Annotated in this window: 19 protein-coding genes; 2 read left to right on the forward strand and 17 right to left on the reverse strand. The window is 44.1% G+C overall.

What is annotated here, in order from left to right:
- Window positions 1–96: 96 nt before the first annotated feature.
- The 12 genes from AC6RGY_RS15600 to AC6RGY_RS15655 all read right to left on the reverse strand — a co-directional run bounded on the left by AC6RGY_RS15600 (window position 97) and on the right by AC6RGY_RS15655 (window position 10,921).
- The gene (locus tag AC6RGY_RS15600; RefSeq protein ID WP_499864564.1) at window positions 97–984 is read right to left on the reverse strand and encodes a formyltransferase family protein; all 888 of its coding nucleotides are present in this window, start codon (window positions 982–984) and stop codon (window positions 97–99) included.
- A 58-nt stretch (window positions 985–1,042) separates the two neighbouring features.
- Window positions 1,043–2,251 (reverse strand): MFS transporter, encoded by a 1,209-nt coding sequence (locus AC6RGY_RS15605; protein WP_499864566.1) that lies wholly within the window; start codon window positions 2,249–2,251, stop codon window positions 1,043–1,045.
- Entirely contained in the window at window positions 2,241–3,515 is a 1,275-nt protein-coding gene (locus AC6RGY_RS15610) for an ATP-grasp domain-containing protein (protein ID WP_499864568.1), read from the reverse strand. Before AC6RGY_RS15610 ends, AC6RGY_RS15605 begins: the two co-directional genes overlap by 11 nt.
- Before the next feature lie 48 nt (window positions 3,516–3,563).
- Window positions 3,564–4,349: a YqcI/YcgG family protein gene (locus tag AC6RGY_RS15615; RefSeq protein WP_499864570.1), complete on the reverse strand. Its 786-nt coding sequence runs from the start codon at window positions 4,347–4,349 to the stop codon at window positions 3,564–3,566.
- Between the two features lie 371 nt (window positions 4,350–4,720).
- Window positions 4,721–5,305, reverse strand: a complete 585-nt coding sequence (locus AC6RGY_RS15620; RefSeq protein WP_499864572.1) for a CDP-alcohol phosphatidyltransferase family protein — start codon at window positions 5,303–5,305, stop codon at window positions 4,721–4,723.
- Window positions 5,298–5,957 carry a TVP38/TMEM64 family protein gene (locus AC6RGY_RS15625; protein WP_499864574.1) on the reverse strand — a complete coding sequence of 220 codons (660 nt, stop codon included), beginning with the start codon at window positions 5,955–5,957 and terminating at the stop codon, window positions 5,298–5,300. The genes AC6RGY_RS15620 and AC6RGY_RS15625 overlap by 8 nt, the downstream gene beginning before the upstream one ends.
- 35 nt (window positions 5,958–5,992) lie before the next feature.
- The gene (locus AC6RGY_RS15630; RefSeq protein ID WP_499864576.1) at window positions 5,993–7,048 is read right to left on the reverse strand and encodes an ABC transporter ATP-binding protein; all 1,056 of its coding nucleotides are present in this window, start codon (window positions 7,046–7,048) and stop codon (window positions 5,993–5,995) included.
- Between the two features lie 36 nt (window positions 7,049–7,084).
- On the reverse strand, window positions 7,085–7,861 hold the full coding sequence (locus AC6RGY_RS15635; RefSeq protein ID WP_499864578.1) for an ABC transporter permease: 777 nt from the start codon (window positions 7,859–7,861) through the stop codon (window positions 7,085–7,087).
- Window positions 7,858–8,742: an ABC transporter permease gene (locus AC6RGY_RS15640; RefSeq protein WP_499864579.1), complete on the reverse strand. Its 885-nt coding sequence runs from the start codon at window positions 8,740–8,742 to the stop codon at window positions 7,858–7,860. Before AC6RGY_RS15640 ends, AC6RGY_RS15635 begins: the two co-directional genes overlap by 4 nt.
- Complete coding sequence (locus tag AC6RGY_RS15645) at window positions 8,726–9,970, reverse strand: ABC transporter substrate-binding protein (protein WP_499864581.1); 1,245 nt, start codon at window positions 9,968–9,970, stop codon at window positions 8,726–8,728. The genes AC6RGY_RS15640 and AC6RGY_RS15645 overlap by 17 nt, the downstream gene beginning before the upstream one ends.
- 26 nt (window positions 9,971–9,996) lie before the next feature.
- Entirely contained in the window at window positions 9,997–10,680 is a 684-nt protein-coding gene (locus AC6RGY_RS15650) for a Crp/Fnr family transcriptional regulator (RefSeq protein WP_499864583.1), read from the reverse strand.
- The gene (locus AC6RGY_RS15655; protein WP_499864585.1) at window positions 10,673–10,921 is read right to left on the reverse strand and encodes a thioredoxin domain-containing protein; all 249 of its coding nucleotides are present in this window, start codon (window positions 10,919–10,921) and stop codon (window positions 10,673–10,675) included. The genes AC6RGY_RS15650 and AC6RGY_RS15655 overlap by 8 nt, the downstream gene beginning before the upstream one ends.
- A 461-nt stretch (window positions 10,922–11,382) precedes the next feature.
- On the opposite strand from AC6RGY_RS15655, the gene mnmA reads away from it, so the two are divergent.
- Entirely contained in the window at window positions 11,383–12,474 is a 1,092-nt protein-coding gene (gene mnmA / locus AC6RGY_RS15660) for a tRNA 2-thiouridine(34) synthase MnmA (RefSeq protein ID WP_499864587.1), read from the forward strand.
- A gap of 73 nt (window positions 12,475–12,547) precedes the next feature.
- On the opposite strand, the gene AC6RGY_RS15665 is transcribed toward mnmA, so the two are convergent.
- Window positions 12,548–13,486: a phosphotransferase enzyme family protein gene (locus AC6RGY_RS15665; protein WP_499864590.1), complete on the reverse strand. Its 939-nt coding sequence runs from the start codon at window positions 13,484–13,486 to the stop codon at window positions 12,548–12,550.
- Between the two features lie 284 nt (window positions 13,487–13,770).
- On the opposite strand from AC6RGY_RS15665, the gene AC6RGY_RS15670 reads away from it, so the two are divergent.
- Window positions 13,771–14,580 (forward strand): effector binding domain-containing protein, encoded by an 810-nt coding sequence (locus AC6RGY_RS15670; protein WP_499864592.1) that lies wholly within the window; start codon window positions 13,771–13,773, stop codon window positions 14,578–14,580.
- A gap of 470 nt (window positions 14,581–15,050) precedes the next feature.
- On the opposite strand, the gene AC6RGY_RS15675 is transcribed toward AC6RGY_RS15670, so the two are convergent.
- The 4 genes from AC6RGY_RS15675 to AC6RGY_RS15690 are packed head-to-tail and all read right to left on the reverse strand — an operon-like array spanning window position 15,051 to window position 16,900.
- The gene (locus AC6RGY_RS15675; protein ID WP_499864594.1) at window positions 15,051–15,548 is read right to left on the reverse strand and encodes an SET domain-containing protein-lysine N-methyltransferase; all 498 of its coding nucleotides are present in this window, start codon (window positions 15,546–15,548) and stop codon (window positions 15,051–15,053) included.
- A 28-nt stretch (window positions 15,549–15,576) separates the two neighbouring features.
- Entirely contained in the window at window positions 15,577–15,849 is a 273-nt protein-coding gene (locus tag AC6RGY_RS15680) for a hypothetical protein (protein ID WP_499864597.1), read from the reverse strand.
- Between the two features lie 39 nt (window positions 15,850–15,888).
- Window positions 15,889–16,308 (reverse strand): zf-HC2 domain-containing protein, encoded by a 420-nt coding sequence (locus AC6RGY_RS15685; RefSeq protein ID WP_499864599.1) that lies wholly within the window; start codon window positions 16,306–16,308, stop codon window positions 15,889–15,891.
- The gene (locus AC6RGY_RS15690; protein WP_499864602.1) at window positions 16,301–16,900 is read right to left on the reverse strand and encodes an RNA polymerase sigma factor; all 600 of its coding nucleotides are present in this window, start codon (window positions 16,898–16,900) and stop codon (window positions 16,301–16,303) included. Before AC6RGY_RS15690 ends, AC6RGY_RS15685 begins: the two co-directional genes overlap by 8 nt.
- Window positions 16,901–16,980: the final 80 nt, after the last annotated feature.

Genomic DNA, 16,980 nt, shown 5'->3' on the forward strand with positions numbered 1-16,980 from the left:
CCCCCTCCCTTTGCTCAGTACATAATATATACAACAAAGGAAGGAGGCATAATGTTAATTAATAGCAGTTCTCTTGGACTTCCCCCGTCTGAAAGGCTAAATCTGTTCAGCGATTAAGGTTCTTTTTTTGTTTTTCATTTCCAAAAATGAATCCTCTGCTAGCTTCTCTAACTTGGCAGAAAAATCTTTTGAATAAAAAACAGGACCCAACTGATCCGGCTCTAATACCAATCCTACTGGCATTAGGTCATTGTATTTCAACATTCCATTTACTTCATCAATCAGCAAGTCAAAAGCAATGTGATAGCAATGTGCTTTTACCTCCCAAATATCATGCAAAGCAAATGGATTCTTTAAACGCCTCGTCCGTAATAAAGGGCCTGAGTCAATGCTACTATTGATAAAATGAAGAGAGGCTCCTGTAGCACAGGTAAAAAGGTCCTCGTCATTGGAGCAAGCCATATTTTCCACTGCATAATATCCTCTTGCATAAGGAAGAGCAGCAGGGTGACTATTAATAATTCTCCCTTTTGTTCGTTCAATCCACTCAGGCGAGAGTAGTTTATCCAACACCATAAAAAACACGAGATCATCTTGAGAGTTTTGTCTCATATCATCCAGTTGTGCCAATGCATGTTCACTGTTTATATCTTGACCCACAAAGCGAGTCTGAGGGAATGACCCTGGAGAGTAAGGAGGAATTCCAAATCGCCCCACCATGGCCCGCTCGTACTTGCTTAAGTTCCCATAGAGAGAAGTAAGCTCTTCCCATTGCTTTGAGGTCAATTTGGTCTTCCCTTTGTGGTATCCATGGAATAAAGCTTTTTCTTTCTCCAGATGTCTATCTAAGTCACTTCTTATCACCACTTCTTTTACTCTATCTATATTCTTAAAGGAATCAATCCATTGAGAAACGAGATAACTGGTGAAAAACTGATTCTCTGTTAGTAAATATAAGTGAGGTTGTTGAGGATCATCACACATCCTGCATCGCTCCTTATGCTAATGATAGTTAAGAGATTGCTCAACGGTTTTTGCCAACTTAGCTCGCCTTAGAGAGTGGATCATCCCGCTGAATCGTCATTTTCTTTTCCGTAGCGTACACTAGAAACATTAAACCCGCGACAAATAATCCAACAAAAGTAAACAATTCACCTGCATACTGATTTCCTATTAACCCTAAAGGAAAAGCTAAAATTAAGGGTATAATCGCTTTTGTAAATTGAAATGCCAAAGTGGAACGTCCCGTCCATAAGATCGTTTCCTCTCTGGTTTGGATATAGTGAAACATCATACTCCTCTGTAGGATGCGGTTGTGGTTAAAAATCAGACCAATCAAACAGCCCGACAAAACAGCCACTCCCCATATGGATATAAAGGCCATCATTCCATCCAAAACCGCTAACACCAAAAATGAGGTTGGTGGTATATATTTTATCCATCGCCCTCTTATGGTGGCGGTAAGGGCCCCCAATCCAGCTGCTGCACTCATCAGACCATACTGCCATGCACTCCATCCCCGAACCTCGTGAAACACAATAGGAAGGAGGAAATTAAAAGCAGCCAACTGAATGGTAAGAACCAGAATTCCACTAATTGCAAGGGTAAGAACCCGTCTTCTTTCTCCTTCTGTCAATGTTTTCTTACTCTCTTTCTCCATCCCTTGCTCTACTTCAGAATGACGTTGCCACTGAAATTTTCGAGCGATAAAAGGAAAGAACATCCCTATTCCTAGCGAAAGAGCGAGACCAACCATGACGAAGGAAACTCCCCCTATATGAAGCAAAAACCCTGCTAAGGCATTCCCTCCAAGTGCCCCTATTTGAATCGCAGTTTGTAAGGTGGAAGATGCCTTATGTGCTGTCAATTTCTTTTCTAAGACCAAATAAGACATAAACGCTTCTAAACTCTGTGTGGAGAGAAATAATACCATGGATAACGTTCCTGCCAAAAGATATAGCTGACCAATTTGAATCCCAGAAGAAAAGAAGATAATCAAGCTTATAGCCAATAAACCTGCTAAACGAGAAAGAGCAAATAAGAGAAGTGGCCTCCTACTGATCCAGTCCCGTACAGTGCGCGAGATTCTTTGCACCATAAAAGGAACTAGACTCATTAGTGCCAAGATGAACCCCACTTGGGTAGCAGAGCCACCTTGCTCCAGCAAGGACCACACCAGGGTAACGGTCAACATTCCTTCGCCACACATCGTGAGCGAAAGAAATAGAATAATAAAGTATTCACGTGACAATGGAATCACCTTTTAACGAAATATGAAGATGTCGTTCCAGTTCACTTGCCTTCTGGCGAATCTTATCAACATCTTTTGGGTCCTCATAGCTCCCGCGTAAGGACAATAATCCCGTAATATCAAAGCCATATGGAGCTTTATGTACCCTGCTACCGGGTGACGCCACAGGATAATAGGCACAAAAGTACGAGTCCTCACTTGCCTCTCCAGCCTTATTCTCCAGAATCCATCCAGATCGATAAATAAATTTTATGCACGTGGTTGCTTTGGGCTTAGGGGAACGCCTCATAAACCAACGGGCTACTGCTAAATCCTCATCCATTATTGCAATGGTATGAGCTGCCACCAGATCCACCCCATAAACATCGCGAAGATTTCGATAAACATGCCCTCCGCTAATCCGAATGCTAAACTCTACAACCTTGTATTTTCCGTTTCGGTCTTGTCTAAGTTCCACATTGAACAAGGTATTTTTTAATAGCAATTGTTCACATATCTCTCGAACCAATCTAATTAGATCTGCTTCATCTCCTCCTAAATAAGGAAGAGTATACTCATTTTCTTCGAAATGTGGCCCCATCATTCTCTTTTTGCTATGTGTCCCTCCTAAGAAGAAGTCCCCATTAATTATGGCACCATCCAAAGTCACTTCTGTGCCCGGCAAAAATTCTTCCAAAAGGACTGGAAAGGGGTAAGAGGAATCTAAGTAGTATAATCCTTCCCTACTATTCGACATTTCTACTATTTTCTCGAATGCTGTCTTTAACGACTCATCGGAGTGCACAAGAGACACATGACTACTAGAAGCAGCTAATGTAGGCTTTATAATAAGCGGATAACCCATGTCATGGGCTACTGAGAGTGCATCAGAGAGGTTGTTCACTCCTTGATAAACTGGAGAGTCAATTCCATGGGTAGAAAGAAATTCTCGCTGTTTGAACTTGTCTCGTGAAATCTCCGCACTTGATAAAGGAACATCCTCTCGTCCTAATCGAATATTTAATTTGGTAGCCAAAATAACATCTGTTTCTTGCCATGTGATAAAGAAGAGAATTCCGTGTTTCCTCGCAACATTCCATATATCTTCCAACGCTTCTTCTTCCGTTTGTTGACTTACTTGATGTACATAGTGAAAACGAAAATCCTCTTTTCTATGTGGAACTTGTGTCCATAAATGAATTTCATCGGCTAATTGCGATACCCGCTCGATATGATCTGCGTGAATACCAACGCCTTTACGCATGAGTAGTCCGATCTTACGCATCTATCATCACTTCCCTATTTTCCTTAAGTTATTATCCTAGTTTGAATTTCATGAATGAGAAGAAGTCTCTGATCTCACAAAATCTCTTGCTTTATTATCGCTCTCCTTCTCCTCCTCTTTCGAGAGACTAGAAAGAAAGGGACATGCTTTTCGTTCGTTAAGCTCATTCGTTTCCGGCAGAAAGTATTGTACCCATTCTCTATTTCCTTCCTCTCCATATATATCTAGGTGAGGGTAGACTGAGATCTCATCATATAGCGACAACAAATCACGAATAACCCTCACCGACTTCTTCCCTTGTGGCGTTTGTAAACCCACTCTATCGAATGTCCAGCGAGGTTGAAAAGAAAGCATAAAAGTAGAAGAATTTCTACTTTTTCTATTATGATGAGCCGGTGTATTACATACAACAAAAATGGGCTCTCCATGAAAAGAAAACTCCCAATAAGGACTATCTGTATTTTGCGGGATATCTTGTGGCCACAGCTTTTTATCCAACTTATGAAGTTGGTTGAGGATAGACCAAAAAATCTCATGATACTTATTAATTGAAAGATCTTTCTCTATATTAACAAATGCAATGAGTGATGTATACGATCCAAACTGTTTAGCATGTGGAAGATAATTTCTTAATTCGTCGGACAAGGTTCTAATCGAATGTAGTGAAGTGTCTTCTAGAAAAGAAAATCTTAGCTCATTTTTCCTAAACCCTTGTGCACCAAAAATACATGGAAAACGTGGATTCAATCCCATCAAATCATTTTCCAATGATAAATATACATTCTTTCTCCAGTCTTTCTCATCAAATTTTTTGATATCATATTTTTCATACATATAGATTACTCCCTATCTTTAGATAATAATTCTTGATTAATGTTTCTTTATTACTATTAAGTACCATAATAGCAAAGGATGAATATATATTCAATATTTTATATAGAAACTTCTTAATTATAGAATAGTATTTATTATACTGTGGCTCAGAGACTCTTCAGGAGGAACCATATCCTGTCTTCCAACTGGTGGCTGAGTGAACTTTCACTCTTATTTTCATGAAAAATAATGCACTCTAAACAATAAAGGTAAAAGTCCATTTATTATTTCAGCGTTCGGCTCACCTTTTCTTTCCACTCTCATCGTGCACCCATCAAGCTTTTAACCCACATCGCTGTGGAGGGAGTTCATCAGAAGATCGCTCTCCCTTCTTACTCTTTCAATAACTTGCGCGCTTCTAGTAATCGCTGTATCCCAGTAAAGAGTTCAATCACAAAGAACAAGAGTGTCACAAAAACCAGGTACTTACTCCACACCATCATGACCGTAAACAGGAGAAAGCCCTCCGTTCGCTCTGCTAACCCCGCTTGATAATAAAACGACTTCATGCCTTTTTTTTCTGTGAGAGCCCCTACTGTCAAAAAGATGGTCATTGAAATGATGATGGAGACAGACAGCAGTAGTAACGCAAACTGTGCATCAGGAAATCGAATCGCCAGCCCCACAATCACAGAGATCTCCACCACGCGATCAAACGTGACATCAAGGACCGTTCCCCAAGCAGAAGGCTTTGTCTGGCGTGCCATGCTACCATCTACCGCATCCAAATAACCCGACAGCCACAAAAATCCAACAGCTACCCAAGGCAGATCCCAAACAATCCATACTCCAGTCGTGATTCCACATAGAAAAGCGATCCATGTGACTTGATTAGCCGTCAATCCCCATTTTAAAAACAGCCTCGCTGTGTGATCCAGCCAAGGCTGGACATGCCTTCTTGCGTGTGTATCAAGCATCTTCTGACGAATCTCCTTTCCCATATATCCATTCCTTCACCTGCTTGCGAAAAAGTAAGGATAACACCGTAATCACGATTAACACCGAGGAGGCGAATAGTATCTGCTTCCAACCACCCACCAGACTACTCCCTACGAATGTATAAGCAAACGTACCGGGGATAATCCCAACCAATGTGGCACATGCAAACGGAAGCAGTTTCACTCGAGATAAACCGGCCATATAACTAATGCCGTCAAACGGAAAGAGGGGGATGAAACGCAAGACGAGGATGACCACAAAACCACGCTCTTCAATCTGTTTGTCTAGTTTAGCCAGTCGTCCCGATAACCTTTTCTCAATCGCCCTTCTGCCCAAGCCCCGTGCCAGCAAAAAGGCTACAATCGCTCCCATAGTGGCACCCACCACCGTGAAAACCGTTCCCCACAAAGGACCAAAGGCCAAGCCACCCGCTAGCGATAAGACAGATGCGGGAAATAATATAATAGGACGCAAGGTATACAAGCCAATATAAATAAATATAGACCAAAATCCAAACTGCAATAAAAACTGCCGAATATCTGTAGGTCCAACATCCCAATAAGACCGACTGACCACCACGAGTCCGATTAACAAAAGGACCGCTATCCACTTTCCTATCTTCTTCACCACTTCTCTTCCCTCCCTTGGTCGTCTCTTATCCAAACTCATCCAAACAAATGAATATTTCGCGGATCGAAACAAAGATCTACCTTGGAACCGTTCGATCCCTTTAAGGGCTCCGATGCCTTTCCCGTCAATACCTGCTCACCAATCAGAATGCTATAGCCATAGGAAGCCCCCTCATCGTAGCAAGAGAGCAGCTCCCCTTCCAAACGAAGAAAAGGAAGCGGAACCTCTTCGTCCTCTCGACACAGATGAATGTCCTCCGGATAGATGGCACCCACCACTTCTTCTCCTGGAGAAAATTGAGTGGTAAATGCTGCTACTGGATAGACGCTCCATGTCGTATCCCATCTCTCTTCTCCCCAACTTCCCGTCACGACCAGTGCACCACCAAACATTTGCGCCACCATCGGTGTGTGGGGGTTCTCGCGCAAGTGGCGCGGGCTGTCCAGCTGCAAAATACGCCCTTCGTGCATAATAGCAATCCGATCCGCCACCTGCACCGCTTCTTCGCGATCATGTGTGACAAAGAGCGCCGTCAGCTGAAGCTTTTTGAGGAGTGTTCGAATGAGGTACCTCATTTTATTGCGTAAGGAGGGGTCCAAACTAGCCAAGGGCTCATCAAGGAGCAAAAGCTCTGCAGAGAGAACCAAAGCACGTGCTAACGACACTCGCTGTTGCTGGCCTCCAGAAAGTTGAGCGGGAAAGCGATCTTCATACCCACTTAACTCTACCCATGCTAGGGCTTCTTTTACTTTCGCTTTTTGTTCCTGTTTGGGCATCCGCTGAGCCTTTAATCCATAAGCAATATTTTCGCGAACCGATAAGTGCGGAAAAAGAAGGGGATGCTGAAACATCATGACAATGTTGCGTTGATGGGTAGGAAGGCTAGTCAGCTCGCGATCCTTGATTTTAACTGAGCCCCGGTCGGTAGGCAAAAGGCCTGCGATCACCTTCAACAAGGTAGATTTCCCTTGTCCCGATTCGCCAATGAGGGCGACAATCTCCCCTTTATTTAGCGTAAGATCCAATCCCGTTAAGATCTGATCCGCACCATAAGATTGATGGATTCCTTCTATTTGTACATACTCCTTCATCGTTTCTCCTCCAAGCTGTCCATCCTCGCGCTTCCATTAATGAATCTGCTTCTTGGCGCCTGCCCCTTGCCAAAGGAACATCACGATCACCCACAACAGAGAAACCATTACAAAGATCAAACTGTAAACCGCAGTAACCGTGCGATCCAATCCGGTAGCAAAAGGATAATACTCCAGTGGCAACGTATGAACACGTCCTCCACCGATTAATACCGTCAACAAGTACTGACTAAATGAGATAAGAAATACCAGTATAGCCGTTGCCGCTACATTGGAGCGAATTTGCGGGAAGGTAACCGTCCAAAAAGCCCGCCACGGGGAAGCACCCAAAGTTTGAGCTTGCTGACTCCACTCCCTGCCAACCAGTTGAAAGCCATGCCCCATTATGAGGATCGCGTAGGGCAAGGTGGGGATTAGATGGACCAACACCACCCCAAGCATCTGATCCGCCCAACCCAAGCGAATAAAAGTTAGGTGAATACCCATAGCGGAGGCAAAGGGAGGCAGCAATAATGGAAGCAAGAAAAAAAATTGCCACCAGCGTCTGATGCGTACTTTCATCTGCGCCAGCGCATTTCCCGCAGGCACTGCCAATAATAGGTTGATCCCGACGACGATCACGCCAATGCTCACACTCATGACTATCGCTTCTAGCAAGCGGCTATCCGCACGAAAAACATATTCCCACCCACGTAATGAAAAGTGTGGCCACAGCTCAGGAAACGGCCAGTTCGCTGCAAAGCTCCACAACACCATGGGCAGAAAGGGAAGCAAAAAGAGACAACCAATGAGTACCCCGATCCACTTTCTCATTCCTGCTTCCCTCCTGTTGCATAAAAAAGTGTCTGTTCATTGCGACGCACGAGCCAAAAGAGTAGAAGGGCAACAAAAAACATTAGGCCCGCCATTACCACCACCAGAGCCATCACGACGGGACGCATGGCCAGCTCCATCTCACTGTACTGTTCATATGCCCATACGGGTAATAGCGGGGGGTACGTTTCTCCAAGTAGAAAAGGTACTTCAAACGAGGTGAAAACAAAGGAAAAGAGAATCAATCCCGCAACCGTCATCGAGGGAAGCAAATAGGGAAGGGTAATTGTCCACCCTCGTCGCCATCGTCCTGCCCCTAAAGTCGCGGCGACTTGTTCGTATGTCTGGTTGACCTGTATGCAAGCGGGCAGGGTCATCAAAAGAACAAACGGAACTTCCTTCCACACATAGGTGAGGATGATCGCCCATCCCCACTCATCATGAACCAAGATCGGAAATTGGACAGGCTGTTGTATCCATCCCAGAGCAAAAGCCATCCTTGATAAAAGGCCGGTCTGTGAAAGTAACCACCCCATGAGATAAGCTGCCACGAGATGAGGGACCAACAAGGGTAATTGAAAGACCCACAACAACTTGCTCCAGCTCCTCGCCCAATGGCTAAGGGCATAGGCAAGTGTCGTTCCAATCACCAAGGAGAGACCCGTCGCTATAAGCCCAATCCGCACAGTGAGAAAGAGCGAATCCCAGAAAGTCTCTAGTTGCAGTAGTTGCCCATAAGCCTCCCCCATCGTGGTTTTCTCTGTAAATGGGACAAACCCCAAGCTCTGCTTGACTGCCTCCACCAATCCCCAGCCGAATAATAGGCCGAGGACCACCAGTGCGGGAAGCAGGAGAAAAGATGGTTTACTCTTTTGCCACATGCTCTTTCCAGCCTTCCTCCAAGAGTTCCACATAACGCGCATCGATTTCCGGCAAACGATGCTCCGCTAATTCTTCCTCCGACAAGGTAGCCTCACCTCGATCGATCGCTTCCCATGCCTGGCGATCTTTCTCACTCAGTTTTGCGGGGTCCAGTGCCATCGGCTCTCCCCAATGTGCAGGGTCCGCTTTCGCCAATTGTGCCGCCGGTGATTCTAGGAAATCGATTGCCACCATCGCCCCTGCCTTGTTAGGAGCATTATAGGGAATAGCCAGGAAGTGCGTATTGCCAATCGTCCCGGAGTCCAATACGACGGAGCGCGTCGTCTCAGGGAATGTTCCTTGCTGGATCAAGTTGCTCGCACGAGCAGGATCATAGCCCATCGTCATCCATACCTCACCATCGGCATAAAGCTGCTCCAACTGCGTTAAGTCCTGAGGATACGTTTTGCCTTCTCGCCACAAAGAGGGTTCCAGTTGGTTCAGTCTATCCCATACATCCGCTTCTACTTTGGCTACCTTTGATGGATCATAGGCACCGCTAAAAGACTCATAACCCCCTGCTTCTTCATATAAGACATGACGAATAAAAGCACTGCCAGTGAAGTCAGGAGGTGCGGGATAGGTAAACTTTCCTGGATGCTTTCTTGCCCAGCTCATCAACCCCTCTAAGGTGCGTGGAGGCTCCTTCACTTTCGCTTCATCATAGAAAAAGACGAACTGTGTCTTTCCCCAAGGGGCTTCCAATCCCTCTACCGCGGTTCCAAAGTCGTGAGTCACATCAGGAGCTTTTTCGTTAACGTATTCCTTAAAGTTAGGTAAACGGTCGGTAAAAGGACCCCACAACAGCTCCGCATCTTTGGCTGTGCGGAAGTTCTCACCGTTAATCCAGAGGATATCCATACTTCCTTCTTCTTTTGCTACCTGCTTCTCGGTAAGGAGCTTTTGAATAGAAGTTTGTGCATCAGCCGCGTGGCGAATGAGCTCCACTCCTGCTTCTTCTCTTAAACGAGGAGCCACCCATTCATCGATATAACGGTTAATCGATTCACTCCCGCCCCACATATAAAGGTGAACCTCGGTCCCGTCCGCTGCACTTGCAATCGCTTCCCAATCTTGTTGGAGAATATCCGTTTCCGCCTGCTCAGAAGAAGATGAAGGACTGCAAGCGACGAGAAACAAAGAGAGGACCCCCATCCATAGAACAACCTTTACTGCATATTTGCGCATGGTTTCTTTTCACTCCCATTCTTTTATTATTCTTGCGCTAAATCATCTTGTGCTCGTTCGGAGTGAATACGTATCGTCTTCCACCCCGTCTTCACAATTTTATCGTGATTAAGTTCCTTCAGCGTACTGCTAACCGTCTCTCGCGTAGAACCAATCATATCAGCTAACTCTTGGTGGGTTAATTGGATGTCCAGCTTCCGATACTCCCCTTTATCCGTACCAAAATCTTGACCTAGCTTCAATAATAGATACAATAATCGCTTGCGTACACTGTGAAAGGCCATATTTTCTAGCATTTCTTCGGCATCCTGTAATCGTTTCGTCAACTCTTTAATAAATGAGAGCGCAAGCTGCGGGCGAACCCGCAAATATTGTTCGAAATCATTTTTCCGTAACACACATAACGCCGTATCTTCCAATGCTTCCACGTACACATTGCGTGTTCCCGTCGTAAATGTTTCAATCTCACCAAATATATTGCCTTCCCCGAGGATCCCTAAAGTAAATGCTTTTCCCTTGGGACTCAGCTTATAGAGGCGCACCTTTCCTTTTTTGAGAAGGTAGAGGACACTTTTATTATCATCTGGCGTGCAAATAAGTGTCCCTTTTTTCGTTACAGCCAATTTTGCCTTCTCATCCAATATTCTAAGGTCCTCTTCCCCTAGCTCTTTCATGATATTGATCTGCGACAGGTGCCACAGCTTATCCATCTGCCTTCTCCCTTTCCTCCCGATAGATGCGCTCAAAGCTTTCAGCATCAAACCCCATCAGCCAGGAATCTCCGATGCGAATAAGAGGAGTTGCCACCACTTTGTTCTCTATTTCCTTTTGGACTTCTTCTTTTCTCACATCCATCACTGCTACGGGTATCGATGCATGCGTAAAATAACGTTGTGCCCGTTCTCCTCCGAGGCATCCTGGGTGCGTATACAGTTTTACGAATGGTTTCATCACCTTATTCCCCTTATTCTCATGTAAGTACACTTCGATAAATCCGAATCTGCTTACTTCATCTTACCGAAAGACCTGGCTAACCTTCTGTAAGATAGCTCACACTTCGCTGGAAATGCTTTGTTGCATTAAGGGATGACTTGAGTGCCACACACCCCAAATGAAAGCAATCATCATGGGAGCATCTGGTTCTCTCATAGCGTGATTGATGAGGTGAGCTCTCATCCTTATATTCAAAGATGATTTGTTTATTAAGTGTCACATTAAGTTCCCTTGAGTGAGGATTTTACTGGAAATTAACTGCTTGACGCTCGTGTTATACTTTTGTTTATATACGAGAGAATAGAGGCTATATAATCATAAGAAAATACTCTTGTTTCTATTACAAAGCTCCCTTATTATATTGTGTAACCAATAGAGGGTGACTATAAATAAATTCACATCGAAAGGAGGTATCCTCAATGAATCCTTCAGGTAAACGTGTCGTCTTAGGGATGTCAGGCGGGGTCGATTCCTCGGTGTCTGCTCTCCTCCTCAAGGAGCAAGGCTATGACGTGATCGGCCTTTTTATGAAAAACTGGGATGACACCGATGAAAATGGGCATTGTACTGCCACGGAAGACTATGAAGACGTGCGACGGGTCTGTTCCCAACTGGGCATTCCCTATTACTCGGTCAATTTTGAAAAAGAGTATAAGGATAAAGTGTTTGCCTACTTCCTTGACGAATACCGACGTGGTCGAACACCTAATCCCGACGTGATGTGTAACCGTGAAATTAAGTTTGGTGAATTCCTCCACAAAGCCATGCAACTAGGGGCCGACTATATCGCCACGGGTCATTATGCCAATGTGGAAAAAATCGATGGTCACTACCGCTTGTTGCGTGGAGCTGATCCGAACAAAGATCAAACCTACTTTCTACATGCCATTAGTCAAGATGCGTTAGCCAAAACCCTTTTTCCCATCGGTGGTTACCAAAAACCCGAACTTCGACGTATAGCAGAAGAAGCAGGACTTGCTACCGCCAAGAAAAAAGATAGTACCGGCATTTGCTTCATCGGTGAACGTGACTTTAAAGAGTTCTTAAGTAACTACTTGCCCGCGCAACCCGGGCCGATGCAAACCCTCGAGGGTGTTGAAAAAGGAACCCATGATGGACTCATGTACTATACACTGGGACAACGTCAAGGACTAGGCATTGGGGGATCCGGTTCTGGAAAGCCATGGTTTGTCGTCGGTAAAGATGTAGAGAAGAACATCCTCTATGTTGGACAAGGTCATGATCATTCTGCTCTTTATTCCAATGGACTCCTTGCCAGCGATCTATCATGGATTAGTGGAGAAGCTCCCACTTTCCCCCTTACCTGTACGGCGAAGTTCCGCTATCGCCAAAAAGATCAAGCCGTAACGGTGTATCCCCATGCAGATGGAGTAAAAGTGGTGTTTGACCAACCACAACGAGCGGTTACTCCAGGACAATCCGTCGTTTTTTATGATGGAGATACCTGTCTCGGTGGAGGCACGATTGACTCCACTTTCTGTCTATCCTAATCATACACGATAAAAAACCGACTTCCTAAAGGAGTCGGTTTTTTATCGTACTGTAACAGAAAGAGTGTAACACCTACACTCTATAGTGGCTAACATCAAATTGTGTTAAGGAATAGGCAAACTCTTTTTGCTTAGGATTTTCATCTTCTTGTGAATCAACAATGAGCCACAATCCTTCGTCAATGTACATGAACAAGAGAATCTCTTCCCAAATCTCTTTTTCTCTGTCGGTTAACGTTACATGCTCTTGGTAACCTGTTACAAACTGACTCCACTCTCCCTGCGTTAACGGACGGGCAGGTGTGAGGTCTATGCCATCGTTATGAAATAGGACACAAGCGATCGCTAAATCCATCAATCTAGGAATAATCCCACCATTATCTGGATCGACTAAAGTTGGTTTTCCGTCTTCATCAAAAATCAAATTATTCGCCTTATAATCTCTACTTGCTGTTACTACCGGTAGTTCTTCCTGTTGCAATTGGGGTAAGCGTGTAGATAGAAACGCTTCTATTCTATGTGCAGTCGATATAAATGTTTTATATGCTGGCCGATCACCAATCCAGCTCTTGATCGTCAGTACATCAGACGAGATCTCTTTTTTATAATCTTCTCCGAATGAATTCCATGTAAAACGACCACTATCATAGACCTCTCGCTGTTGGTGCAGTTGTCCGAGGAGTTTTCCTGCTTCATATAAATCATTGGGTGACCCTGTATATTTTCGGCCATGAATATAGGGATACATCACCCACGTGTGCTCAGCAAAAGAGACAAAAGGCTTATCCTTAAATGGAGTAACAACCTTAATCCCTTGATTTTCAAGATGGAGGAGCCATTGTTTCAAGCGATCGGCTTCCTGGATATCTTTTCTTGTACGCTTGATGATCACATCATGATCCAGGTAAGTACATTGAAATACAGGTGCATAGGGATAGATAGAAGTAGCGTAAGACTCATCCCATGCAATGTCAAACTGGCGAAGTAATTCTCTTATCTCTTTTCGCTCCATGATTAGCCTCCCATAGACATTATTATCTACTATACATAATATTTAATCAAATATCTACTTTATTATACAATTAGATAGAGTCAGAGCCTGTTCCCTCCGTTGAAGACAGATTCTGTCTCTTGCCCTTGTTTCTTGCCTCAACTGTACACTAGGCGGAAACTTTCATAAGATGAAAAACAGGTATCTTCGATGATGGGGGACTAGAACCAAAAACATTTTTTCAAAAGCACTTGACCTTTCCCCTAGGGGAACCCTATACGATAGGAATGGAAAGGAGGACTATCATGCTTACAGTGGGTCGACTAGCGCGCTTGTTCGACATCTCTGCCAAAACCTTACGGTATTATGACGCTATCGGACTTTTCTCTCCCGCCAAAGTAGGAGAAAATCAGTATCGCTATTATTCTCCGGAGCAGATCGGGGTACTACGAACGATATTACTATTTCGCGCGATCGGTCTAGGGTTGGATCGAATCGGCGAAATGCAAGCAAATGGTTCCATCAAAGATAAAGCGAAGGTAAAGGAAGTCTTGCGAGAACATGCCGATGAGATACGCAAAGAGATTGAGGGGAAAAGCAGATTACTCAATCAAGTCGAGGAAACGATTGAACGACTAACATTAAATGGAGGAATGATGATGATACCAAAGATCAAAACCTTAGGTGGGTTTACTATTGTAGGAATAGAGTATCAGAAATCTTCAAGCCAAGATAGTATTGCGGATATTTGGCAACAGCTCCTATCGAGACAACATGAGATTAAGGAGAAGCGAGACGCCTCTGTTTCATATGGCGTGTGCACGCCCATAGATGAAGAAGGTGATTTCTTCTACACAGCAGGATATGAGTCGGATATGAGCCAGTTACCCCCTGGAATGGTGAGCGTAACCGTCCCCGCACAAAAATACGCTATTTTCACCCACTTTGGGTCAGTCGAGAAGTTGGGGCAAACCTATGAAAATATCTACGAAACCTGGTTACCTCAAAACCAGTTGCAAGCTAGTAAAGGCATCGATTTTGAATATTATGGTCCTCGTTTCTTTGGACCTGAAAAAAAAGAGAGCGAAATGAACCTCTATATTCCCATTGGTTAAGTCCTCATAAGACGAAGAGAGGAACCCCTCTCTATCAGAATCCCTTTCTGTTTGCTCTCTGTCGACTTATTCATCCATGACAACCTTAAAACCGGCTCATCCTAGAGCCGGTTTTCCACGGTTTATGACAATTGGGTAAGACAGATCGAGGCAACCACCAGAGAGTTACCGAGACGAAGCCCAGTCTTCATTAGGAAAAGGAAATATAAGTAAATAAGACGACGTTGTTGCCCTCATCTCTCATTGGTATTCCTTCTCCTCTTCGCCTCTGGTAACATTCCTGGCTTTCACTACTTGGGAAAACGATTGTCTGTGCGACTAACCTCGAACTAGTTAATCAAACGAGTAATCGAATCCCTTGTCTTCATCCAGCGTGAATTTTTCCTTCTTTAATCAATGGTAATCGGATGTAGGAGATATTATACCTAACTAGATGATCTTCTTAAATTTAAGGATTTTCACACTTACACTCACTCAGCTAAAACGGGAGCTTTCTCGCGACTCTTCTCTCTTAACAAGTGATATAGCTCCACTGTTGATTGATGCAAGGCACTTTCTGCATCTAAACCATCTACCAATTGATTGCTCTTCGCATCGTAAAAGCGGCAAACATCGTCTTTCGCAAGAAAATACTGATAGTTGACGGTGATTTCGTCTCCAGGAACTAAGTCCCGTTTGGCAAAACAAATACCACAGTGATAAAGAACACTTGGATCAAAGGAATGATTGATGTACTCCTCTTCCGTAATTGCCTCTCCGTATAAAAACTCTTGACCGATGTAGCGTACACCTGTCATAATAATTAATTTATTTTTCAAAGACTGTTCTTTCTGATATTCCTCCTCCGAGAAAAAACGTGCTCCTTTGGGGAAGATTGCAATCACTTCCCCCTTTTTCACTTCTTCCTCCAGAAAAAGCCCTTCACCTTGAATCGGAGAATTCTTTACAGTTGATTTTACGGTCAACATGGCTCCCTCTCCTTTTTCAATAATCCCCTTAACTCTCGTCACGTGAAACTTCTAGCTTCGTCAAATCCTTCAATGAAATCATGTAATCCGAAGCCATTTGGGATGCTACCTCCACCGGAACACCAGCATCCACCAATTCTTTATACAACGCTCCTACCGCTTTCCCTATATTCTTCCCTGCTTCAGGAGAATAGAGAGTGTCTAGAAGTTGATTAATTAGAGTAGGTAGCTTTTGTGAAGTCATCTCTAGTAGCTGTGAAATCTCTTCTACGGGAATATGTTGATAATCTGTCGACGCCATCATGCTCTCTCCTTCATATAACTCATGTTGGTAGGCCCATTAAGCCTGACGGGTATAGGCCTTATTTAATGTATCCACCACTTGTTCTGCCTGCCCATAGATTTTTTTAAGCTCCATCTGATAGGCATCCATGATGGAACGGCCGATCCGACCTACTGGGAAAAGAGGAATACTCTTCTTCCAATCTATCTCACTATGCACCCATTCTCTTTCCCCTTCCCCTTCAAACGAGGCCATCTTAGTGGATATTTGGTGAAACAACTCCTCTTTTTCCTGGGGAGTCAATACTACGTGTGATTCACTCATCACCTTTTTCTGTAGTTCTTGCATGAGGACATATTCTCTGCGACACCCTGGGCATTGGGCCAGATGGTGATACAAGTTTACTTTCTCACGAATGTCCACCGACCGATTCAGCAAGAAAGGGAATAACGCTTGGGAAGATTGACACTTATCCATGGTTGTTCTTCATCCCCGTTTCTAACCATAACTTCTTTAAATTTTTCTTCAGATGAAAGACACGGCTTTTTACCGTTCCTTCTGGAAGATGAAGCAGAGTGGCAATTTCTTTGTACGAAAACCCTTGTTCATATACCAGATGGAGTAGTTCCTCCGCCTGCGGAGAAAGCTGCTCACGCACATCCTTCAGAGTGAGGTCAAAGGCGATTCGCTCGGTAAAATCACTTCGCTCCATCTTCTCGTCGGCCAGTTCCAACTTCCACTCATCCACTATATTTTCGATATGTTTATACTTTCTCCGCAACAGGTCCATTCGTTTGTTGCGCGCAATCGTATAAACCCAGACGGAGACGGGCGACTGCCCGCGATAGCTTTTTGCATTTGTCCATATGGCCAAGAAAATTTCCTGCAATAAGTCCACAACTTGTTCCTTATCAGAAATACGTTGATAAAGGTAGATAGAAAGCTTATCCACAAATGCCTGGTATAACGACTCAAAGGCTACTTTGTTCCCCTGGCTGGTTTGCTTCACCCATATTCGTAATTGTTTCTCACTGGGAGAAGGGGGATTTTGTCTTTCTTGTTGCTCCACCTCTCATCCACATCCTACGTTCTGTTCTCTTGTTCTATCTTTCTTAACCTCTCTACTTATACAGTCGTACAAAGCGAAAA

Source organism: Mechercharimyces mesophilus (genome assembly GCF_059818345.1).